General features: G+C 51.6%; 20 protein-coding genes. 9 read left to right on the forward strand and 11 right to left on the reverse strand.

The window, feature by feature from the left end; all coding sequences use genetic code 11:
* Window positions 1-38: 38 nt before the first annotated feature.
* Window positions 39-1,316, reverse strand: a complete 1,278-nt coding sequence (locus FH603_RS08125; protein WP_186736973.1) for a DUF349 domain-containing protein — start codon at window positions 1,314-1,316, stop codon at window positions 39-41.
* A gap of 73 nt (window positions 1,317-1,389) precedes the next feature.
* Here FH603_RS08125 and ettA point away from each other — a divergent pair, with 73 nt between their 5' ends.
* Window positions 1,390-3,057 carry an energy-dependent translational throttle protein EttA gene (gene ettA / locus FH603_RS08130; RefSeq protein ID WP_186736974.1) on the forward strand — a complete coding sequence of 556 codons (1,668 nt, stop codon included), beginning with the start codon at window positions 1,390-1,392 and terminating at the stop codon, window positions 3,055-3,057.
* Between the two features lie 158 nt (window positions 3,058-3,215).
* On the forward strand, window positions 3,216-4,259 hold the full coding sequence (locus tag FH603_RS08135; RefSeq protein ID WP_186736975.1) for an NAD(P)-dependent alcohol dehydrogenase: 1,044 nt from the start codon (window positions 3,216-3,218) through the stop codon (window positions 4,257-4,259).
* A 130-nt stretch (window positions 4,260-4,389) separates the two neighbouring features.
* Here FH603_RS08135 and FH603_RS08140 read toward each other — a convergent pair whose 3' ends face one another.
* Entirely contained in the window at window positions 4,390-5,529 is a 1,140-nt protein-coding gene (locus tag FH603_RS08140) for a cystathionine gamma-synthase (RefSeq protein ID WP_186736976.1), read from the reverse strand.
* Between the two features lie 88 nt (window positions 5,530-5,617).
* Between FH603_RS08140 and FH603_RS08145 the strand changes: the two genes are divergently transcribed.
* Window positions 5,618-6,298, forward strand: coding sequence for a TVP38/TMEM64 family protein (locus tag FH603_RS08145; RefSeq protein WP_186736977.1), 681 nt, complete (start codon window positions 5,618-5,620; stop codon window positions 6,296-6,298).
* Window positions 6,299-6,326: 28 nt separating this feature from the next.
* Here FH603_RS08145 and FH603_RS08150 read toward each other — a convergent pair whose 3' ends face one another.
* Window positions 6,327-7,166, reverse strand: coding sequence for an alpha/beta fold hydrolase (locus FH603_RS08150; RefSeq protein ID WP_235985316.1), 840 nt, complete (start codon window positions 7,164-7,166; stop codon window positions 6,327-6,329).
* Between FH603_RS08150 and FH603_RS08155 the strand changes: the two genes are divergently transcribed.
* From FH603_RS08155 to FH603_RS08165, 3 genes are all read left to right on the forward strand, one after another.
* A complete protein-coding gene (locus FH603_RS08155) occupies window positions 7,165-7,665 on the forward strand; it encodes a MaoC family dehydratase (RefSeq protein ID WP_186736978.1) in 501 nt (166 codons plus the stop codon). The genes FH603_RS08150 and FH603_RS08155 overlap by 2 nt on opposite strands.
* Before the next feature lie 199 nt (window positions 7,666-7,864).
* A complete protein-coding gene (locus FH603_RS08160) occupies window positions 7,865-9,004 on the forward strand; it encodes an acyl-CoA dehydrogenase (RefSeq protein WP_186737086.1) in 1,140 nt (379 codons plus the stop codon).
* A 171-nt stretch (window positions 9,005-9,175) separates the two neighbouring features.
* On the forward strand, window positions 9,176-10,102 hold the full coding sequence (locus FH603_RS08165; protein ID WP_186736979.1) for an AraC family transcriptional regulator: 927 nt from the start codon (window positions 9,176-9,178) through the stop codon (window positions 10,100-10,102).
* Window positions 10,103-10,211: 109 nt separating this feature from the next.
* Here the strand turns inward: FH603_RS08165 and FH603_RS08170 are convergent, their stop codons facing one another.
* The 5 genes from FH603_RS08170 to FH603_RS08190 all read right to left on the reverse strand — a co-directional run bounded on the left by FH603_RS08170 (window position 10,212) and on the right by FH603_RS08190 (window position 13,242).
* The gene (locus FH603_RS08170) at window positions 10,212-10,649 is read right to left on the reverse strand and encodes an energy transducer TonB (protein WP_186736980.1); all 438 of its coding nucleotides are present in this window, start codon (window positions 10,647-10,649) and stop codon (window positions 10,212-10,214) included.
* Window positions 10,650-10,652: 3 nt separating this feature from the next.
* Window positions 10,653-11,351, reverse strand: coding sequence for a phosphoglycerol geranylgeranyltransferase (locus tag FH603_RS08175; protein WP_394366366.1), 699 nt, complete (start codon window positions 11,349-11,351; stop codon window positions 10,653-10,655).
* Window positions 11,352-11,379: 28 nt separating this feature from the next.
* Window positions 11,380-11,910 carry a hypothetical protein gene (locus FH603_RS08180; protein WP_186736982.1) on the reverse strand — a complete coding sequence of 177 codons (531 nt, stop codon included), beginning with the start codon at window positions 11,908-11,910 and terminating at the stop codon, window positions 11,380-11,382.
* A gap of 58 nt (window positions 11,911-11,968) precedes the next feature.
* On the reverse strand, window positions 11,969-12,421 hold the full coding sequence (locus FH603_RS08185; RefSeq protein ID WP_186736983.1) for a phage holin family protein: 453 nt from the start codon (window positions 12,419-12,421) through the stop codon (window positions 11,969-11,971).
* Between the two features lie 434 nt (window positions 12,422-12,855).
* Window positions 12,856-13,242, reverse strand: a complete 387-nt coding sequence (locus tag FH603_RS08190) for a TraR/DksA family transcriptional regulator (protein WP_186736984.1) — start codon at window positions 13,240-13,242, stop codon at window positions 12,856-12,858.
* A gap of 325 nt (window positions 13,243-13,567) precedes the next feature.
* Between FH603_RS08190 and FH603_RS08195 the strand changes: the two genes are divergently transcribed.
* Window positions 13,568-14,842 carry a Glu/Leu/Phe/Val family dehydrogenase gene (locus FH603_RS08195; RefSeq protein WP_186737087.1) on the forward strand — a complete coding sequence of 425 codons (1,275 nt, stop codon included), beginning with the start codon at window positions 13,568-13,570 and terminating at the stop codon, window positions 14,840-14,842.
* 101 nt (window positions 14,843-14,943) lie between these two features.
* Window positions 14,944-15,606 (forward strand): phosphatidylserine decarboxylase family protein, encoded by a 663-nt coding sequence (locus FH603_RS08200; RefSeq protein ID WP_186736985.1) that lies wholly within the window; start codon window positions 14,944-14,946, stop codon window positions 15,604-15,606.
* A 29-nt stretch (window positions 15,607-15,635) separates the two neighbouring features.
* On the opposite strand, the gene FH603_RS08205 is transcribed toward FH603_RS08200, so the two are convergent.
* Window positions 15,636-16,445 (reverse strand): SMP-30/gluconolactonase/LRE family protein, encoded by an 810-nt coding sequence (locus FH603_RS08205; protein WP_186736986.1) that lies wholly within the window; start codon window positions 16,443-16,445, stop codon window positions 15,636-15,638.
* Window positions 16,446-16,782: 337 nt separating this feature from the next.
* On the opposite strand from FH603_RS08205, the gene FH603_RS08210 reads away from it, so the two are divergent.
* On the forward strand, window positions 16,783-18,441 hold the full coding sequence (locus FH603_RS08210; protein ID WP_186736987.1) for a GMC family oxidoreductase: 1,659 nt from the start codon (window positions 16,783-16,785) through the stop codon (window positions 18,439-18,441).
* A gap of 12 nt (window positions 18,442-18,453) precedes the next feature.
* Here the strand turns inward: FH603_RS08210 and FH603_RS08215 are convergent, their stop codons facing one another.
* On the reverse strand, window positions 18,454-19,635 hold the full coding sequence (locus FH603_RS08215; protein ID WP_186736988.1) for an alginate O-acetyltransferase AlgX-related protein: 1,182 nt from the start codon (window positions 19,633-19,635) through the stop codon (window positions 18,454-18,456).
* Between the two features lie 11 nt (window positions 19,636-19,646).
* Window positions 19,647-21,092, reverse strand: coding sequence for an MBOAT family O-acyltransferase (locus FH603_RS08220; RefSeq protein ID WP_186736989.1), 1,446 nt, complete (start codon window positions 21,090-21,092; stop codon window positions 19,647-19,649).
* Between the last annotated feature and the right edge of the window lie 9 nt (window positions 21,093-21,101).

Consider the following 21,101-nt stretch of genomic DNA (forward strand, 5'->3'; position numbering starts at 1 on the left):
ATCACCGGGGCACGTTGTCACTATGTATCTGCTTTTACTCAATAGCCCACCGTTTCCAGTTGTTTCTGGAACTCGCGCAGGATCGTTTCTTTCATCGCGATCTTCCGCTTCTGGGTATTGATTTTGTTCAGGATCTGCTTGTCTTCGTCTTTATTCGGGTCGAGTCCGTCGGCATCCTGAAGTGCAAACTGCAGGTCGCTTTTCTCGCGTTTAACGAGGTATTCCATCTCCCGAATCTTGGTACGGATTTGCTCTGACTGGCTTTTGAGTTCAAAAGCCGGGTACTTGCGGGTCAGTACGCGACCCAGGTAGCTAAGTTCAAAGATCTTGTCGCAGGCCGCCCGGAAGCGCTCGTTGACGGCTTTATCCTGTAACTTGAACGGTACCCGAATCTCTTTCCAGCTATTGAGCAGCACTTTGGCCCGTTCGGCAGCCGCGAAGATATCGTCCTGTTTGGACAGCTTTTCCGCTTCGTCGGCCATTTTCATCTGCTGCTCGATACGCGGGTCGATCTTCGGTACGATAACAATGCCTTTGACATCGTTGTATTTCGCATAGAAAGCCGTCGTTGCTTTCTTGAATGACTTATACAGTTTACCGCTCTTCTTGATAGGCACTTCGCCTACCTGTTTCCAGGCATTGTTAAGCCGCCTGACTTCCAGAAAAGCAGCATCCAGATCGCCAAGCCGGTTGGCCCGAAACGCCAGCCGGATCAGTTCGTCATACTTATCCAGTCGTTCCTGAATAACCTTGTTCTGCTCGTTGAAGAACTCACGCCGGCGGGTAAAGAACCCATCCAGCAACTCCTGAAACCGACCTTCTATCTCCGCTTCGACCGATTTATCGACAGGACCGGTTTTGATCCATTTCATCTTGATCTCCTGAAGCGCATCGGCGGTTTCGCGCCATTCGGTGCTGTCGATGATGGCTTCGGCTTCGCCGATGAGGGCGCGTTTGATCTCAAGATTTTTAAGCTGGTTAACCGAAATCAAACCGGAGAGGATGTCCTCCTGGGCGTCCAGACGGTCGAGCAGGGGCGGGAAATCGCCGAGGGCGTCGAAGCCAAGCAACTTCTTGCGAAGCTGAACTAATTTTGTCAAATAAGACCCTTTGTTTTGGGCTTCTTCGATGTCTTTTTCTAACTGGGCTACTTTGTTTTCGGCGATGATGAAGCGGTTCTTGAAATAATCGAGCGCTTCCTGCTCAGTGCGTTTGACCTCGCCAATCTGGCGGTCTTCAAAATTCAGGTAGCCTTTCAAAAATACCTTTCCGTCTTTGACGTAACCGTATTCATCTACCAGTGAAGCGTTTTCCATTACTGTTCTTGGTTAAGGCTGCGCTGTGGGTTAATTTTGGGTTTATTGCCAACCACAAATCTATCAGATTTTAATGAGTCAGGAAACCATAATTTTCTCCATGGCCGGCGTGAGTAAAAATATTCCGCCTAACCGACAAATCCTAAAGAACATATACCTTTCCTTCTTTTACGGCGCTAAAATTGGCGTTTTGGGTCTGAACGGTTCCGGCAAATCGACACTCATGCGCATCATCGCCGGTATCGACAAGAACTATACGGGGGAAGTGGTTTTCTCACCCGGCTATTCCGTTGGCATGCTCGAACAGGAGCCGCAGTTTACACTGGGCCGTAGTGTTCGGGAGATCGTTGAAGAGGGGGCTCAGGAAGTGGTAAACCTGCTGAAAGAATTTGAAGAAATCAATGAAGCGTTCGGCGATCCCGATGCTGACTTCGATAAACTGATTGCCCGCCAGGGTGAGGTACAGGAAAAAATCGACCACTTCAACGGGTGGGAACTCGACCAGAAACTCGAACGGGCCATGGATGCCCTGCGCTGCCCACCGCCCGAAACCCTGATCGATAATCTCTCCGGGGGCGAAAAACGGCGGGTGGCCCTGTGTCGTCTGCTGCTGCAGCAACCCGACGTGCTCCTGCTCGACGAACCAACCAACCACCTCGACGCCGAATCGGTCCTGTGGCTCGAAGAACACCTGCGTCAGTATGTAGGAACAGTCATTGCCGTAACCCACGATCGTTACTTCCTGGACAACGTAGCAGGCTGGATTCTGGAGCTTGACCGGGGCGAGGGCATTCCCTGGAAAGGCAATTACTCGTCGTGGCTGGAACAGAAACACACGCGCCTGGCCAAAGAAGAAAAGACCGAATCGAAGCGCCAGAAAACCCTCCAGCGCGAGCTGGAATGGGTCCGGATGGCCCCCAAAGCCCGGCAGGCCAAGTCCAAAGCCCGTTTGGGTGCCTACGAAAAACTGCTGGATGAAGATACACGCCAGAAAGACGAGCGACTGGAAATATTCATTCCCTCTGGCCCGCGACTGGGGGCCAAAGTGATCGAGGCCGACGACGTGGCCAAGGCTTTTGGCGACCGGCTGCTGTTCGAGCACCTGGGTTTCCGGCTTCCTCAGGGCGGCATCGTGGGTATCATTGGCCCGAACGGTGCCGGTAAAACGACGTTGTTCAAACTCATCACCGGCCGCGACAAACCCGACTCCGGCACCTTCGACGTGGGCGAAACCGTGAAAGTGGCCTACGTAGATCAGGAACATGATGGACTGGACCCGAACAAAACCGTCTACGAAACCATTGCTGGTGGCAACGACTGGATCATGCTGGGGGGTAAACAAGCCAACGCCCGAGCCTACGTTAGCCGGTTCAATTTCGCCGGTGCCGATCAGGAAAAGAAAGTCGGAACCCTCTCGGGCGGGGAGCGCAACCGGGTTCACCTGGCCATGACGCTCAAAGAAGGCGCGAACCTGCTGCTGCTCGATGAGCCAACCAACGACCTCGACGTGAACACACTGCGGGCATTGGAAGAGGGGCTGGAGAACTTTGCGGGTTGTGCTGTCGTCATCAGCCACGATCGCTGGTTCCTGGACCGTATTGCTACCCACATTCTGGCTTTTGAAGGCGACTCACAGGTATACTGGTTTGAAGGTAACTTCTCCGAATACGAAGAAAACCGGCGCAAGCGCCTGGGTACCGACGCTATACCTACCCGGATCAAATACAGGAAGATGGCATAATGTAAGATATTTTCAGGGGCCAGTAGCAGCACGATTCCATGTCATGCTGTTACTGGCCCCTGCTCGTTTAAAGGCTGGCAAACAATACGCTCCACTACCTTGTAGTAAATAGAGTGTTCTGCCCAATCAGCACACCTTACACAAAAAGAAAATAAATTATGACTCCAGTAAAAGGATACGCGGCTAAAGAAGTTGGTGCGGATCTGGTTCCGTTCGATTTTGAACGGCGCGAAGTCGGTCCCCACGACGTAGCTATTGACATTTTATATTGTGGCGTTTGCCACTCCGATGTTCACCAGGTACGCGACGAGTGGGGCGGTTCCATGTTTCCAATGGTTCCCGGCCACGAAATTGTTGGCCGCGTGACCCAGGTTGGCGACCAGGTAACCAGCTTCAAAGCGGGCGACCTCGCGGGCGTTGGCTGTATGGTCGACTCCTGCCAGAAATGCTCCAGCTGCGTAGAAGATCAGGAACAGTACTGCGACCTGGGCAATGCAGGCACCTATAACAGCACGGAGATGGATCGGAAGACGCCTACCTACGGCGGCTATTCCAAAAATGTTGTCGTCACCGATAATTTTGTGCTTCACATTTCGGAGAAGCTGGATCTGGCCCGCGTTGCTCCATTACTTTGCGCTGGGATCACTACCTATTCACCGTTACGGCAGTGGAACATTGGGCAGGGCCACAAGGTCGCTGTTGTTGGACTGGGGGGCCTGGGCCACATGGCGGTTAAGTTAGCAGCCTCTATGGGTGCCGAAGTGACGGTGTTGAGCACATCGCCTAAGAAAGAAGCCGATGCTAAGGAATTAGGAGCCCACAAATTTGTGGTAACCAAAGATCCGGAAGCGATGAACGATATCCAGAACTACTTCGACTTCATCATCAATACCGTTTCGGCACCGCTGGACCTGAACGCATATCTGGCACTACTGCGCCTGGATGGAACGATGGTGTTGCTGGGTGTTCCACCCGAAGCGCCCCAGGTCCATGCCTTCAACCTGATTGCAAAACGGCGTCGGCTGGCGGGGTCGCTCATCGGCGGCATCAAGGAAACCCAGGAGATGCTGGACTACTGCGCCGAGCACAACATCATGTCCGACGTTGAAGTGATTCCAATGGCCGATATTAATACGGCTTATGACCGCATGGTCAAGGGCGACGTTCACTACCGGTTTGTGATCGATCTGGCCACCTTGTAAGCAGTTGTTAATCAGATAATTAGTATACAGAGATGCGCAGCGTAAAAGGAGATACACAGAGGAGTTAATAATTCTCTGTGTGCCTCTTCTTACGCTGCGCATCCCTATGTACTAACCCTTCCCGATACCCTCAACCAATTGCCTGTTTGAGATCCTCGATCAGATCTTCGACATCCTCGATCCCGACGCTGAGCCGGATAAGGGTGTCTTTGAGACCATTTTTTTCGCGTTCTTCTTTTGGGATACTGGCGTGGGTCATGCTGGCCGGATGCGTGCACAACGACTCGACGCCCCCCAGCGACTCAGCCAGTGAAAATACCTCGAAGCTTTCCATCACCCGAACTGCTTCCGGCATCGGATCGCCTTTCAGTTCAAACGAAAGCATACCCCCAAAACCGCGCATCTGCCGTTTCGCCAGTTCATGACCGGGATGCGACGCCAGACCCGGATAATGTACCTGGCTCACCTTTGGATGCTGCTGCAGGAACTGCGCTACGTTCAGCGCATTCTCGCAGTGCCGCTCCATCCGCACATGTAAGGTCTTGATGCCACGCAGCACCAGAAAACAGTCCTGAGGGCCTGGTACAGCGCCACAGGCGTTCTGGATAAAGGCCAGACGCTGGGCGGTTTCATCATCATTCAGAATAATGGCACCCATAACCGTATCGGAATGCCCACCGAGGTACTTCGTAACCGAATGCAGCACCATGTCAGCGCCAAGATCGAGCGGATTTTGCAGGTAGGGCGACGCAAACGTATTGTCTACCACAAGCTGAATACCACGCGGCCGGGTGATCGCCGAAATGGCCGAGATATCTACCAGCCGCAGCAGTGGATTGGTGGGTGTTTCAATCCAGACCATTTTAGTCGCTGGCGTAATGGCCGCTTCCAGCTGGGCCGGGTCCGATAAATTGACGAATGTAAAGGTCAGGCCAAACTCCTGAAAGACACGCACCATAATCCGGTAGGTACCTCCGTAGAGATCATTACTGGCAATGATTTCATCACCGGGACGGAACAGTTTCAGGATAGCGTCCGTTGCGCCTAGACCCGATGAGTAGCAAATGCCGTGTTTACCGTTCTCAAGGGCAGCCAGGTTATTTTGCAGTACCGTCCGCGTAGGATTCTGCGTCCGGGCATATTCATAGCCCTTATGCTTACCCGGCGATTCCTGCACGTAGGTCGACGTTTGATAGATAGGCGTCATGATAGCGCCCGTTGTGGGGTCCGGTTCGATACCGGCATGTATGGCTTTGGTTCCGAATTTCATATACGAAGGTAAGAATTGTCGTCTCGCCGTAACTGTCATGCCTGCAATTGTTACCGAACACAACGCCCATTTACCCGTTACGTAGGTAGTGAAACACCCCCTTCTCCAGAAAATCACCGGTCCGGCACTTGCGGGCGTTGTCCTGTCGGTCCTGCCGATCGTGTTCACGTCGGTGTTGACGTACTATGCGGTCATTCATGAGGATTTTATCCGGAGCCTGACGGGCTGGCAATGGGCAGCCCTTACCGTCTTGTTCTCCATCACATCGGCCGGCCTGACACCACCCACGATCCTGGCCCTTATTTTTGGCTATTTTCTGGGCTGGAACGCCATGCTGCCTATACTGGTCGTCAACTTTGGCGGGATTCTTTTCATCAATCTCATTGTCCGCTGGATCGATCACGAACGGTTTATGCGGTTCCTGCGAAAAAACCCCAAGGCGCAGGCGGTGCTGGATCGCATCCTGGACAAGGAGCTGGAGGTCATTTTTTTTGCCAAGCTCTCCCCTATCCTGCCTTTCGGGTTAACCAATCTGATGTTTGCGCTGTCGGGTGCCAAGCTCAGAAATATTCTGCTTGGTGGCTTTTTAGGTATGACCCCCCGAACGTTACTGGCTATCTGGTCGGGTCGGGAAGCCCGTGAGATCAGAACACTGCTCGACAATCCCAACCAGAGTATATGGGGGCAGGTAATTGTGGTCGCGCTCATTCTGGTCTCCATCGCCGGTCTTTGGCAGGTTCTCCGGCGGGCCCTTAAAAAACAGGATTGACCGGGTTACTGCACCCGAATTACATCGATCAACGGCTTAACCTCTCTGCCGTCAGCCCGATCAGATGATTATGACCCGTATTCAAAACAGTCAGTTCATAGTGTTTCAACCGATTGGTAAGCGGTAAAATAAAAGCACCGGGTATAATCCGGTCGAAGGCACCCATAAAAAACCGAGTCCGTACCGAGTGCTGGTTCAGCAAAGCGGCTACCTGATGTATATCCGGTTTCATGAGCCGAAACTGCGTCCATACCTCGTATACCAGTGCCCGTTGTGCCGGGGTGCTGAGTGATAGTTCAGCAAAGCGCATGACGGTCCGGTTGAGCAGGCCGATACGAACAAGGAAATGGCCCGCCTGCTCAAGCGTCGATAAATGATGTAAACCGTACTGAAACACCCCTCGACCGATACGTGTTGCCGTTGCCAGTTCATACCATTTGCTGCGCGTGATGCCATCGGGTGCAATCAGCAGCACTTGATCGATCCGGTCGGCAAATGCTTCGGCGGTAACCAGCGCAAACCGGCCACCCAGACTGAACCCCGTAACCGAAAACCGACCGATGCGCTTTATAGCAAGAAAAGCGTTGATTAACCTTTGCCAATCACTTTTAGTTACTAGGTGACCACTGGCATAGCGACTACTACCGTGAAAAAAAAGATCGATCGCCAGAATCGTAAATTGATGACCGATCATTTCATCGACCGGGCTGAAAATGTGGCCGTTCTGTCCGAAACCATGAAATGCCAGCAGAGTAACCGGGCCATGTCCGATTGTCCGATAAGCCAGCCGGTTCCCTTCGTAATCAAAAAATAAAAGGTCATCGGCTTCGGTCATGGCCGCAAAATTGCACAAAACCACAGTATTCATGCAAACCTTCGCTAATCTGGCCGACTTTTCGGCTCATGCCGGGCAGTCGCTTGGCGAAACCGAGTACATGACCATCACCCAGGAAATGGTCGATCTATTTGCGCAGGCTACCGGCGACAGCCAGTGGATCCACACCGATCCAGAACGGGCCACCCGTGAGTCGCCGTACAAGACAGCCATCGCACACGGTTTCCTGACACTCTCGCTGGCTCCGAAACTCCTGGCTGAAATATACCAGGTAGAATCGGTCAAACTGGGCGTTAATTACGGTGCCAACAAGATCCGCTTCACGAACGCCGTACCGGTGGGAAGCCGACTGCGCATGAAAGCCTGGCTTCATCATGCCGAACCAGACGGCCGAACGGCTCCCAATACCCCTGACGATGCGAATGAGCAGTCAGCCAGTTCGGTTCGTGCTATTGTCGAGTGTGTATTTGAGGTAGAAGGTGCCACTAAGCCTGCCTGTGTGGCCGAATTGATTACCTTGCTGTATGAGTAGGGTTATTTACCAGGTTTATACGGTGAGGCAGGCGTTTTATAGGGCCAGAGGCCTGTCTTTATGCTGAAACCCTGTCAAAACGGCCTAGACTAACGGTATGCATGCATACTATTAGTCCTATTTTTCCTTACCTTTACACTAGTATCAACAAACTTAACTATACAATCGGATGGCAACGGCAACGCTGGAGTTACAGGGATTGAATTTCAACTTATCGGAAGAACACCTTGCGGTTCAGGAAGCTGCTCGTGACTTTGCGCAGAATGAGTTGATGCCCGGCATTGTTGAGCGCGACAATGAAGCCCGCTTTCCGGCTGAGCAGGTGAAGCGAATGGGCGAATTGGGTTTTCTGGGCATGATGGTCTCACCTGACTATGGCGGTGGCGGCATGGATACCGTTTCCTACGTGCTGGCTATGGAAGAGATATCGAAGGTCGATGCCTCAGCTTCAGTCATTATGTCGGTCAACAATTCGCTTGTCTGCTATGGGCTCGAAGCATTCGGTACCGAAGAGCAAAAACAAACGTATCTGACTCGCCTGGCATCTGGTCAAACCATTGGCGCTTTCTGTCTGTCGGAGCCCGAAGCAGGGTCTGATGCGACCTCGCAGGCCACTACCGCCGACGATAAGGGCGATTATTATTTAGTGAACGGCACAAAGAACTGGATCACTAACGGTAATTCATCAGGTATCTGCTTAGTGATTGCCCAAACCGATCGGGAAAAGAAACATCGGGGCATCAACTGCCTTATTATCGAGAAAGGTTTACCGGGCTTCGTGGTCGGGAAGAAAGAAGATAAAATGGGGATTCGCTCGTCGGATACGCACTCATTGCTGTTTACCGACGTACAGGTACCCAAGGCCAACCGCATTGGCGAAGACGGCTTCGGCTTTAAATTCGCAATGTCGACCCTCAACGGAGGACGGATCGGTATTGCGGCTCAGGCGTTGGGTATCGCAGCGGGTGCTTATGAATTAGCGCTTAAATACAGCCAGGAGCGCAAAGCATTTGGCAAGCAATTGTTTGATCACCAAGCCATTCAATTCAAACTGGCCGAAATGGCCACCAAAATTGAAGCCGCTCGTTTGCTTGTCTACAAAGCAGCGCGTCTCAAAGACGAACACAAGGATTATGTGCAGGCAGCGGCCATGGCTAAGCTCTTTGCGTCGGATGTGGCGATGTGGGCAACAACCGAAGCTGTACAGGTTCATGGTGGCTACGGCTACGTAAAAGAGTTTCACGTTGAGCGTATGATGCGCGACGCCAAAATCACCCAGATTTATGAAGGTACGTCGGAAATACAAAAATTAGTGATCGCCCGTGAACTCATTCGATAAGTATATTCTTCGATAAATAGAATTTTTCTGAGGGTAGAGTGCGTGTTCCTAACGGATACGCACTCTTTTTTTTGTAAAAGGAAACTTTTATACTTGTATTAGTTTTGTACAAATTATTAGTTTTGTGCAACTTTAGGCGCAGATCCATTTTTCAGACATCCCCTTTCAGTTATGGAAGACTACAATAAAATCATCGAATCGCTGGGCGTCAAGTTCATCAAGGCTCGTAACATTCGGATTTTACAGCCGATTACGATCAAAAACTTTTACGATGTTGAGAACACCTTGCTTATTTTATATAACGGCGAGGTATCGATTGGCGACGAAAAAATAAAGGTCGATGTTGGCGACATGCTGTTCATTCCAGGTGGCAAACATGTGACGGTTACCTATGGCGACCCATCGAACGCCAAGGGTGTGTCGAACGAAGAGTTTATGACTCATCGGGAAACCTACTGGGAGGGTAACCATGACCCAAAGCTGATTAGCCATATGCCGAACTCATTCGGATATGTGTCGTTCGAAGCCAAGGTGTTCGATTCGGTCAACTTCTTCAACTCGCTCGATGTTCCGCCGTTTATTATCAAGCGGGAAGACCATCTGGCCAATACCATCGATCAGATTCTGGCCGAAGACATGACCGATCTGGCCGGGAAGGGACGTATCATAAAAATTAAAACCGAAGAGATCGTCATTGAAGTCGTTCGGTATATTCTGAAAAACCGGCTGTTTGTTGAGCAGTTAGTTACCAACAGTACGTACTTCAAGGACCCCCGCCTGATCGATATTTTCGCTTATATCAAGGAAAACCTGGGTGGCGATCTGTCGAACAAGGTACTGGCGAACGTAGCAAATGTGTCGGAGGATTATGTAGGTCAGTACTTCAAAATGCTGACCGGTATCAACCCGCAGGACTACATTGAATACCAACGTATGGAGGCAGCCGTTGGGTTGTTACGAACCAGCAAGAAAAGCATCCGGGCCATTGGTGCCGAAGTTGGGTATAAGGATACGGCCTACTTCTGCCGTCGGTTCAAGATGATGTTTGGTATTCCAGCCGGCAAAATGCGCCGTCGGGAGTCACTGATGAATGTGTAACAATAGTCTGTAAGTCCATAAGTCGAAGAGTCGGTAAGTGGCTGGCGCGTGAGTTTTGCTCGCGCCAGCCACTTACCGACTCTTCGACTTATGGACTTACAGACTATCGTTACTGCATATTTACTTCGATCGGTAGCGTATAAAAAACCGAAACAGATTGCCCGTTGACCTGTCCGGGACGCCAGGGAGGCATTTTCTCAATTGCCGCGATGATGGTCTTCATAAATTCCTGCATCCCTTTCTGCATGTCCTTTTTGATCGGTTTCGTCGTAACCCGAACGTCGCGTACCGTTCCTGCCTTGTCGATGATAAACTTGGCCGCTACCGGCCCCGTATTATAATTCTTCCGCATCAGCGCGCTGGGAAACCGAATATTGTTAGCCAGATATTGACTCAACGCGGCTTTTCCACCGGGGAATTCCGGTTCCTGTTCTACTACGGTAAAAATTGGTTCTGTTCGTGCCTGAGCGGTGGCCTTTGGCTGGCCAAGGAGGAGCGTAGTGGTCAGGCTTAGGAGCCATAACACCACCTTCGGAGTACGTTTCATAGATTATGCCTGAATTACGGATCGGTTGAATTCATGTATAACAGTCGACAGTTGTGGCAACAGATCAGGATCGCGCTCGATACCATTGCCAACGACTATCATATCGGCACCCGCCTTGAGGGCTTCATACGCTTTTTCACCCGTGTCTATGCCTCCGCCAACGACCAGCGGTGTGTCTACCACGTTACGAACTGAAGTAATCATGGCAGGCGATACCGGCCGACGGGCGCCACTACCAGCATCCAGGTACATGAGTTGTAGACCAAGCATTTCGCCAGCCATAGCCGTACAGGCTGCCACATCGGGCTTGTCGTGAGGCAGCGGCATGGTACCGCTAATGTAGGAAACTGTGGTTTGTGTGCCGCTATCGACCAGCATATAGCCAGTAGGCAGAATTTCCAGCCCACTGCTTTTAAGGAGCGGAGCAGCTATGACATGCTGGCCAATAAGAAACTCAGCATTTCGCCCGGAAATCAAGGAGAGGAACAGTACTGCATCGGCCGATGGCTCAATATGGAGCGGATTACCGGGGAAGAGCACGATGGGCGTTGTCGTGTGCCGACGAATGGTGGCAATAACTTCCTGGTGAACATACTGGGTAACTAAACTACCACCTACCAGGAAAAAGTCGACGGGGTATTCAACCGTTCGAGCCAGCAGGGTTATAAGCGCGTCTTGCCCGACCTTATCAGGATCGAGCAAGACGGCAAGCGATTTTTGACCAGTTTCTTTACGACTCCGTAGTGTAGTCAACAGACCGTGTTGGGGCCTTTTCGTGGTATTTTGTTGGATCGGCGGCTGGGTTGATGGCATTATTCTGACGGATACGGCTCAAAAATCCGGTTAGCTGTTGGCGGGCGATATTGGTCAGAATGGACGTTACCAAACCGCCAATCAGTCCACTGGCAGCGGCCGATTTTTGCGTTTCTTTTGCCTGTTTTTTAACAGCCCGATGGGTCGATGGTTGCGCAGGTGCATCCTCGTCATCCTCGTCATACTGACTGTCGAAATCGTCATCGTCCGGCTCACCGTATTTTTCGGCATACCGGTATTCATCGGACTTGGGCAGAATAGCATTGGCAACCAAATATACAGCTAAAGCGGCACCCGCTACAAATGCAGCGGTCTTACCAATTTCGCTGGCATCGCCTTTCATTGAATCTACGCTATCTGTGATCGATGATTTGAAGCGCTCGGTGGCAGCCATCAATTGAGCCCGTCGGGCGGTGGTATCAGCAAAAGGTACTTTAGGATCTTCCATACGAATGGTCTCTACGTAAATGTCGAATAAAAAAAGTTTGAGGGTACTGCATTGTTTATCAGCGACTTCTGGGCGAGGCAGGGTTTTGCTGCGGGTAGTCGCCCGGATTATTCATCGATGCTCTGGTTTGTGCCATCAGTTCCTGAACAGCGTCGGACTTATCTTCTACTTTCTTTTCCTGGCTCTTCTTCAGTGCACTGTAAGCAGCAACACGAATTTTTGATTTAAAGAAATCTTTTGCTGCAATCCAGATGATCGTCAGCAGCAGAAAGAAACCAGCCACAATCAAGAAACCGAGGTACCGGCTCTCTGTTACTTCATTCAAGTAAGCGGCCAGCAGGCTAAAAATGAAGATAGTCGTCATGGTTCCCAGCAAAGCCAGTACGATACCATGAATACCAACCACCACACCTTCTTCTAATTTACCACGTGTTTCGAGCGTAAAAAGCTCGATCCGTGCTTCGAGATAGCGGAATATATTTTCCCGAATTTCCTCCAAACGTTCTAGCATAATCGTGAGCATTTAGTTTCACTGCTCTGCCGTATCTACAAAAAAGCGTCCATTTTGTTCAAAAAACGTCGTCTATTCCCCTACACAGTAGGCACGCGGGCCTAATACCCCTACGTTGAGTCCAATCGCTCATACTTATGGGTAAACCTAAGCTATATAGTTTTGAGTAATTCTGGCAGTTGTTCTTTATCCTTACTCTCTGGTTGCCATTTGGGCACAGCTTTGTAGAAAAAACGCCCGGTTAGAGAACGGTTATGGGGTATGTCAGGACCCAAAAGGCCATAGCTAACCGGCATAGGTATAAAAAAGAAGCTCCGGTAGTTAAACTACCGGAGCTTCGTGATTTAGGAATAGTCGATAAAATGAGTCTCAGAAAGGTACGCTGTCCGTTAGTAAATCAACGACAGAGTGGATAAACGGGAAATAAACCCAGCTTAGTTCGATTGCCGAAGTTTGGCCTCAATCGTTTGCTGCGTGTGTGGAACAGCCCGAAGTCGTTCTTTTGGGATCAGCTTCCCGGTATCTTTGCAAATCCCGTAGGTACCGTTCTTGATGCGTACCATAGCGGCATCGAGCTGCTGGGTAAACTTTTGCAAACGGGCAGCCAATTGGCTCAGGTTTTCGCGCTCGCTGGTATCGGCACCATCTTCAAGGGCTTTTGAGTTCCCCGATGTATTGTCAGTACCGCTGTCGTTGCGTTTGCTGAGCGTTTCTTTGATGTAGTTCAACTCGCTGCGGGTAGCTTCGAGCTTCTGACTAATCAATTCCGCGAACTCCCGAAGGTCGTCTTCTGAATAACGTTTTTTTTCTTCCTGAACCATGACGGTTATCTATAGCAGGTGATAGGCTCAATACAGCTGCAAAATTAAATCATTTTAGAGTGATTTTCAATGTATCCTTCAGTAACTTAATACGCTATGTTTTTTTATTTAATTACAAATAATACAATTGACCAATTAAAATTCGGTATCGAAGCCATCGCCTGATCAGGAATTTTGCGCTTGTACTGGAATAGAAACGATTGTATGGAACGGCGTATTTATACTAATCTTAGAAAAAATAGACCTTTGAGGTTATCATCATTGTTTTATTAAGTTTGTAACACACTTCATCGCTATTTTTAGTTTATCTACGAAAGTTATGGCTATGGCATATATCGAACCAGCCCCAATAAAAGATAAAGAGAACCCGCTTGAGTCAATGATGTCACGTTTCGACGCGGCAGCCCGCATGCTGGGCATTTCAGACGAAATGTACGATATCCTGAAAGTACCGGCCCGGCAAGTAATTGTTGGTTTGCCTGTTACGATGGACAATGGAAGTATTCGGGTTTTTGAAGGGTACCGCGTTATTCACTCCAACATTTTGGGCCCATCTAAAGGCGGCATCCGGCTCGATCCGGGAGTTCACCTCGACGAAGTACGCGCGCTGGCAGCCTGGATGACCTGGAAATGCGCCGTTGTCGACATTCCCTACGGTGGTGCCAAGGGCGGTATCGCCTGTAACCCCCGCGAAATGTCGGCGGGTGAGATCGAGCGGCTTATTCGCCAGTATACGGTAGCCATGCTCGACGTATTTGGCCCTGACCGCGATATTCCGGCACCCGATATGGGCACTGGCCCCCGCGAAATGGCCTGGATCGTGGATGAGTACTCCAAAGCGAAAGGTATGACCGTCAACAACGTCGTAACGGGCAAACCATTGGTGTTGGGCGGCTCGCTTGGCCGTACCGAAGCTACGGGGCGGGGCGTTACGGTGGCCGCCCTGGCCGCTATGGACAAAATGCGTATGAACCCCTACCGGACCACAGCCGCTATTCAGGGCTTCGGAAACGTCGGGTCGTTTGCGGCCGAGCTGCTCCATGAGCGGGGTGTTACAGTGGTGGCCGTGAGTGATATCTCGGGTGGCTACTACAATGCATCCGGTATCGATATCACGGCGGCCGTTACGTACCGTAATGCCAACAAGGGTACGCTCGATGGCTTCAGCGGAGCCGAAAAGATCACGAACGAAGAGCTGCTGTCGCTAGCCGTAGACGTGCTGGTACCTGCTGCTAAAGAAGATGTTATTACCGACGACAATGCTGGTTCTATTCAGGCTAAGATGATCGTCGAAGGCGCGAATGGGCCAACGTCTGCTTCGGCCGATGAGATCATCAACAGCAAAGGTATTCTGGTGGTGCCCGATATCCTGGCTAATGCTGGCGGGGTAACGGTCTCTTACTTTGAGTGGGTGCAAAACAGGATCGGCTATAAATGGACACTGGACCGAATTAACCGCCGGGCCGACCGCGTAATGAAAGACGCTTTTGACCGGGTATTTGAGACCTCTCAGAAGTACCAGGTTCCTATGCGTTTAGCGGCTTATATCGTGGCTATCGATAAAGTTGCCAGTACCTACAAATTCCGTGGAGGCTACTGATTTACCCCTGAGTGTATGATGTGTACCGTATGATGTATAATTTTGCTCATACTTGATGCATTAAAAAATTCATCATTCAGTACACATCATACATTTCTATTATGCGCTTACACCGCGAAGGCAATACTATAATGCTCACCACCGGGCTGGTTCTGTTAACAGTAAACCTGCTCGCCGATATTTATTTATTCTCCGACAACACTACCGCCATTGCCCTGCTGGCCGTAGCCAGTGTTATCTTGTTTGTATTGGTCGTCCAGTTCTTTCGTATTCCCAATCGACTCCTTACAACCGGTGAAAATCAGGTGATTGCGCCCGCTGATGGTACTATCGTTGTTATCGAGGAAACCGAAGAAGGCGAATATTTCAAGGCCCGCCGACGGCAGATTTCTATCTTCATGTCGCCCCTCAACGTTCACGTCAACCGCAATCCAGTGTCAGGCATCGTGCGTTACTTCAAATACTATCCGGGGAAGTATCTGGTAGCGTGGCATCCCAAGTCAAGCACGGAGAACGAACGGACGACCGTCGTCATTGAGTCGGCTAGCGGAGTACAGGTTCTCATGCGTCAGATTGCCGGAGCCGTAGCCCGACGTATTATCTGGTACGTAAAAGAAGGTCAGCCCGTTGAGCAGGGTGACGAAATGGGGTTTATCAAATTTGGGTCACGCGTGGATATTTTCCTGCCCCTGGATTCCGACGTGCTGGTTAAAATCGGTGATCGCACCAAAGGGGGCGTTACTGTACTGGCTGACCTGAAATAGCGATAGACGGGCGCTCACTCACGGCCTTATCAGGACGAAGTGATACTCAATAATTCACCCCGTTCGCTCTCGGTAACGATCAGGCCCAACTCACCCGACAGGTCGAAGGTGCAGTTGGTTGGATTCTTGCCGGGTAACGCGATATCGCGGACCACTGCGCCATCGGGCGATAAAACACGAACGAGACCGGCCCCGAACAAAGTGACATACAGGTTTTTGTCGGGCCCGACTGCCATACCGTTGGGGCTAGGGAAAGGCAGATTTTTGGTGTTCTCACCTAGTTCCGACCAAACCCGAATAGTTTCCCAACTCAACCCGCTGCCATCCCAAAACCCTTGCCAGATTCGTTGCCTGTGTGTTTCGGCTAGTAACAGGGTCTGGTCAGTTGGGAAAAAGGCAAGCCCCTTCGGATACGACAGACCATCGGCAATTATTTCGGCCATGCCATTAGCGCTATAGACACCCATATAACCAGTGTCCTCTCTTTCCGACGGGCCGGGACAGGTGAAGATCAGATTACCCTGCTTATCGAAGAGTAGCTCGTTTGGCCCGTTGAGCGGTTGACCATAGAGGGTGTCGAATACGGTGTCAATCGCTTTGGTTTCTATATTCATCCGCCGGATTGCGTGCTGACCCGAATCGGAAAACCACAGGTAATCGTCGTGAATGACTGTTCCGCCTGGTCGGCCACCCGTATGCACCCGCATAGTACTGCCATCCCGATCGCGGCAGAATAACCCCTCGCCTTCCTGCTCTACGCACCATACACAACCCGTTTTGTCAACGGTGGGTCCTTCAGGAAACCTCAATCCATTTACCAGTACACGTACTTTATCCATACTCTACTACTGTCGACTTATGAGCAGCCTGTATGCACAGAATTGGGTTAGCAGTACGATCAGACAAAGCTGTTTTCTATGACTTATCCGGTACGACCTGATAAAGGTGATCAATGCCGTTGACTGTAGAAAGTGAACGGCATTGATCAAGTTCATGCGTTTATTCTGCTGACCCAATCCACTGTGATTCAGATAGAAGGCCCGGCGGGCAGTTTTGTTTAAAAATTTAGTCTGCGCACTCCGGCACGGATTGACTGCCTTTAAAACGACCCAAAAGCGTCCGGCATTATTCGTTGAATAATTTGTATCTTCACAACATTAATTAAATCGCTCTGTCATGACATTCGATTACATTATTGTGGGTGCCGGATCAGCGGGTTGTGTATTGGCCAACCGACTTTCAGCCGATGCCACCGTGTCGGTTTTGTTGGTAGAGGCAGGCGGGCCGGATACAAAGATGGAACTGCATATCCCGGCTGCTTATTCCAAGCTGAATGGCACGGCCGTAGACTGGGGTTTCTGGACAGAACCGCAAATGGCGCTCAATGGTCGTCGGATGTATCAGCCACGCGGCAAGACACTGGGCGGCTGTAGTTCAACGAACGCTATGGCCTATGTGCGCGGCAATCAGCACGACTACGACGACTGGGCCGCGCTCGGCAATGTCGGCTGGAGCTATGAGGATGTGCTCCCTTACTTTATCCGTTCGGAACACAACGAACAGATCCATCAACTCGACGCCCGCTACCACGGCCAGAACGGACCGCTGAATGTTACGTTCGCCACACGCTTTCGCACTCCGCTGGCCGATGCATTCGTTGAGTCATGTCAGCAAACCGGCATTCGGGCTAACCACGACTATAATGGCGCAGAACAGGAAGGGACAGGGTTCTTTCAGTTTACCATCAAGGACGGGAAACGACATAGTGCAGCCACTGCTTTTCTGAAACCTGCACTGAAGCGCGCGAATCTGACGGTTATTACCCGGGCGATGACTAAGCAGATCATCCTTAAAAACGACCGGGCTACAGGGATTGAATTCGTAACGGGCAAAAACCAGACGCAGGTTGCCACGGCCAGAAGGGAAGTGATTATATCGGCGGGTGCGTTTCAGTCGCCCCAGCTGCTGATGCTATCAGGCATTGGACCAGCCGATGAACTTCGGTCGGCGGGGGTTGCGGTAAAGAAGATGTTAGCGGGTGTAGGGCAGAATTTGCAGGACCACCTGTTTTCGGGCGTTAGCACGCTGTGTTCACAACGAGGTATTTCGTCTAATTTCCACCTGAAGCCCCTGAACCAGCTGAAAGCCCTTGGACAGTACCTGTTGTCGAAGAAAGGGCCTATGACCATTAGCCCGCTCGAAGCGGTAGCGTTCCTGAAAACAGATCCGACCAGAGACCGGGTCGACATGCAGTTTCATTTCGCACCGGTTCACATGGGTGACGATTACAAAGCGGATATGTATGATCTGGGCACCTGGCCAACATCTGACGGCTACATTATCCTCCCCACCTTGCTGAAGCCGAAAAGCGTGGGATATGTTGGGCTTCGCTCGGCGAACCCACTCGACGCGCCCGTCATTCAGCCCAATTACATGGAGCACGAAGACGATCGGCGGGTACTTATCAGCGGCATACGACAGGCGATCGAGGTTATGCGGGCCGATGCGTTCGGGCCTTACCGCAACCGAATTCAGACGCCCCCCGACAGTACCTCCGACGATGGCATCTGGCAGCATATTCTACAACAGCTCGAAACGGTCTACCACCCCGTCGGCACCTGCAAAATGGGCACTGCCGATGACGAGATGGCCGTTGTCGACAGTGACTTACGGGTTCGGGGGCTGGAGGGGCTGCGCGTGGTCGATGCGTCCATAATGCCCACCATCATCTCGGGCAACACCAACGCACCGGTATACATGATTGCCGAGAAAGCGGCCGACCTAATTCTGGGGAATCAGCGTGCGGGCAGCACCAGACAAAGCATCACGTATTGAGTATAGCCCCGGCTAAAGGGCCGTCAGCATATCGATATTCCGCTCTACGATCTCAATCACGAGTACGTCGGGCCGCTCCGTCTTCACCTGCCTGAGATCGAGCCGGGGGCTGCGTACCACATACATTTCGCGGAAATAACTCGGCACAAACTGGTTCATGGTATAGCTGAACGAATCGCCGAGCAGAAACAGCTTGGGCAGGTTTGTGTTGGCCGTTACGAATCGTTCGGTTGGAAGACTTGTCTCCGGATTGGGCGTGCTTTCCAGCTTTTTGATACGCAGGTTAGCCGGTGGCTCGATCTGGTAATTGACAGAGTCCTGGATCTCCCGGTTCAGGGCGAGCAGAAATACCAGGTCGCCAGGAGAACCGGCCTTGGGCCGAATGCTGTAGCCCGCCAGCTGAGGCATGGGCATCTGGGGGAAATCCTGCCGAACCCGTTCTGCTACGCCCATCGACGCAATCAGGGAGCCGAAGTCATTCCAGTGGGTATCGGTCTGGCAATACGTTACGTTGATGGATTTGGCCGCCCGCAGCTTATCCCGAACGTCGATAAAGGGAATGCTTGAGTGCTGAGCCAGGTGTTGCTTCAGCCGGTCGAAGTTCGATGCCGTCTTACGCGTTTTCAGATAGTCAGGTACGTTTTCAGGGTAGATCGTGTACGAGTCGGGGGCAACGAGCACATATAGCTGGGTGCCTTGTTTGGCCAGTTCCTGCTGGTAGTAGGTTAACCGCCGGGTAATGGAGTCGAGCGTAACAGTCGATATGGGTTGTAGGCCGCGGTACTGATTGACAACCATGTTGTGACTGTTGCCGGGGAAAAACCACCCATTTTTACCAAGGACCACTTTTTCGGGCAGGGGCGACACCCCCAGCACGCCAAACTTCCAGTGGCTATACTGGTAGAACAGCGCATTTCGCCAGCCAAAATTCTCCTTGTAATACACGCCAAACCGGTTGATGAAGGTGCGTACGTGTGGAAATTCGAACGTTGGGAAAGGAGCCAGAATGCGCTTTTCGGTACTTTTGAACCCCGCCGATAGCCCAAGCCACTGATCGAGCATAGGCAGCAGCAGCAAGGCGATAAACCCCGCGCCGGTGCAGAAAAAACGGATTCGCTTCGACAAAAAGCCCTGATCAGCACGAGGCCGGGTAGCAGCAGTCGGTTGACCTTGAGCATCGTTCGGTGACGGCATGAGCGTTGGTATTAGAATCGAAAGTAAATGAACGGGTTGTAGGTGTCGGCGGCCAGGTACATGACCGCCATGATGAATAACCCAAACAGGCCAATAGCATACAGCGAATCGAGCGTCGTTTTCAGGAAGCCGGAGGTCAGCCGCGACTGGACCCGATCCCAGCCGCGCTGGAACCAGTGATAGACGGGCATCGACAGGACCACTCCCAGAAGTAGTGCCGCGACGACCTCGGTATTCAGCAGGATTACCGGAGGAAAGGCCACATTTTCGCCCAGTGGCGGAGCGAGGCCAATCAGTTTACGCAGGTAAGCCAGCCCTTCGGTCAGGGTCTCGGCCCGAAAAAATACCCAGCCCGCCATGACCACCAGTAGCGTGTACACATGGGCTACCGGTGCCCAGATACGCTCCAGCCATTTGCCCAGTCCGGCGCGTTCGATGAGCAGAAAAATACCGTGGTAAAGACCCCAGACGATGAAACTCCAGCTGGCTCCGTGCCACAGGCCCGTTACCAGAAAAACGATCAGCAGGTTACGGTAGGTGCGCACGTTGCCGCCCCGGTTGCCGCCCAGCGGGATATAAACGTAATCGCGAAACCAGCTCGACAGCGAGATATGCCAGCGACGCCAGAAGTCCTGGATCGAGCGGGCGATATACGGGTAATTGAAATTTTCTTTGAAGTCGAACCCGACCATTTTTCCCAGGCCAATAGCCATATCGGAATAACCGGAAAAATCGAAGTAGATCTGGAGCGTATACGCGACAATACCCAGCCAGGCTGTAGCCATTGGATAGCTATCCGGGGGGGCGTTAAATACCGTATCGGCCAGTTCGGCAAAGGTGTTAGCCAGCAATATTTTCTTGGCAAGGCCGATAATAAACCGCTCGGCTCCCAACCCGAACTTCTCGAAGGTCGTTGTCCGGTCGGCCAGTTCGGGCGCGATATCGGCGTAGCGCACGATGGGCCCGGCTATCTGGTGGGGAAACATGGCCACATAGGTACCGTAGTCCAGAAAACTGCGGTTGGCCTTAATGCGGCCCCAGTAGATATCGAGCGTGTACGAAATTCCCTGAAAGGTATAGAAACTGATGCCGATCGGTAAGGCGATCTGAGACAGTGTCAGGTTGTCGGACGCGGGCAGGGCAAACGCTTCGGCAAACCCGCGAACCGAGTCGAACAGAAAGTTTGCATATTTGTAATAGAACAGCAGCGACAGACTGCCAACGAGCGAAAGCCAGAGGCCTGCCCGGCGACGGCCCCGCTCAATAAGCTGCCCCGCCACGTAGTTAATCAGGGCCGACCCCAGTAGTACCAGTACCACCGGACCCTCGCCCCAGGCATAAAATAACAGGCTGGCCGCAAACAGAAAGGCGTTATGCCAGTTCTTTGGCAATAAATAATAGACGAAAAGGAATAACGGCAGGTACAGGAATAAAAAGATTGCCGAACTGAATAGCATGTTATTTTT

This window comes from Spirosoma utsteinense (genome assembly GCF_014282275.1).
GTDB lineage: Bacteria > Bacteroidota > Bacteroidia > Cytophagales > Spirosomataceae > Spirosoma > Spirosoma utsteinense.

Coding starts and splice junctions, on each gene's coding strand:
- FH603_RS08135 (WP_186736975.1), top strand. CDS start 3,216: ATGACTCCAGTAAAAGGATACGCGGCTAAAGAAGTTGGTGCGGATCTG.
- FH603_RS08195 (WP_186737087.1), top strand. CDS start 13,568: ATGGCATATATCGAACCAGCCCCAATAAAAGATAAAGAGAACCCGCTT.
- FH603_RS08155 (WP_186736978.1), top strand. CDS start 7,165: ATGCAAACCTTCGCTAATCTGGCCGACTTTTCGGCTCATGCCGGGCAG.
- FH603_RS08125 (WP_186736973.1), bottom strand. CDS start 1,316: ATGGAAAACGCTTCACTGGTAGATGAATACGGTTACGTCAAAGACGGA.
- FH603_RS08205 (WP_186736986.1), bottom strand. CDS start 16,445: ATGGATAAAGTACGTGTACTGGTAAATGGATTGAGGTTTCCTGAAGGA.
- FH603_RS08215 (WP_186736988.1), bottom strand. CDS start 19,635: ATGCCGTCACCGAACGATGCTCAAGGTCAACCGACTGCTGCTACCCGG.
- FH603_RS08140 (WP_186736976.1), bottom strand. CDS start 5,529: ATGAAATTCGGAACCAAAGCCATACATGCCGGTATCGAACCGGACCCC.
- FH603_RS08150 (WP_235985316.1), bottom strand. CDS start 7,166: ATGAATACTGTGGTTTTGTGCAATTTTGCGGCCATGACCGAAGCCGAT.
- FH603_RS08180 (WP_186736982.1), bottom strand. CDS start 11,910: ATGGAAGATCCTAAAGTACCTTTTGCTGATACCACCGCCCGACGGGCT.
- FH603_RS08220 (WP_186736989.1), bottom strand. CDS start 21,092: ATGCTATTCAGTTCGGCAATCTTTTTATTCCTGTACCTGCCGTTATTC.
- FH603_RS08170 (WP_186736980.1), bottom strand. CDS start 10,649: ATGAAACGTACTCCGAAGGTGGTGTTATGGCTCCTAAGCCTGACCACT.
- FH603_RS08200 (WP_186736985.1), top strand. CDS start 14,944: ATGCGCTTACACCGCGAAGGCAATACTATAATGCTCACCACCGGGCTG.
- FH603_RS08190 (WP_186736984.1), bottom strand. CDS start 13,242: ATGGTTCAGGAAGAAAAAAAACGTTATTCAGAAGACGACCTTCGGGAG.
- FH603_RS08165 (WP_186736979.1), top strand. CDS start 9,176: ATGGAAGACTACAATAAAATCATCGAATCGCTGGGCGTCAAGTTCATC.
- FH603_RS08210 (WP_186736987.1), top strand. CDS start 16,783: ATGACATTCGATTACATTATTGTGGGTGCCGGATCAGCGGGTTGTGTA.
- FH603_RS08185 (WP_186736983.1), bottom strand. CDS start 12,421: ATGCTAGAACGTTTGGAGGAAATTCGGGAAAATATATTCCGCTATCTC.
- ettA (WP_186736974.1), top strand. CDS start 1,390: ATGAGTCAGGAAACCATAATTTTCTCCATGGCCGGCGTGAGTAAAAAT.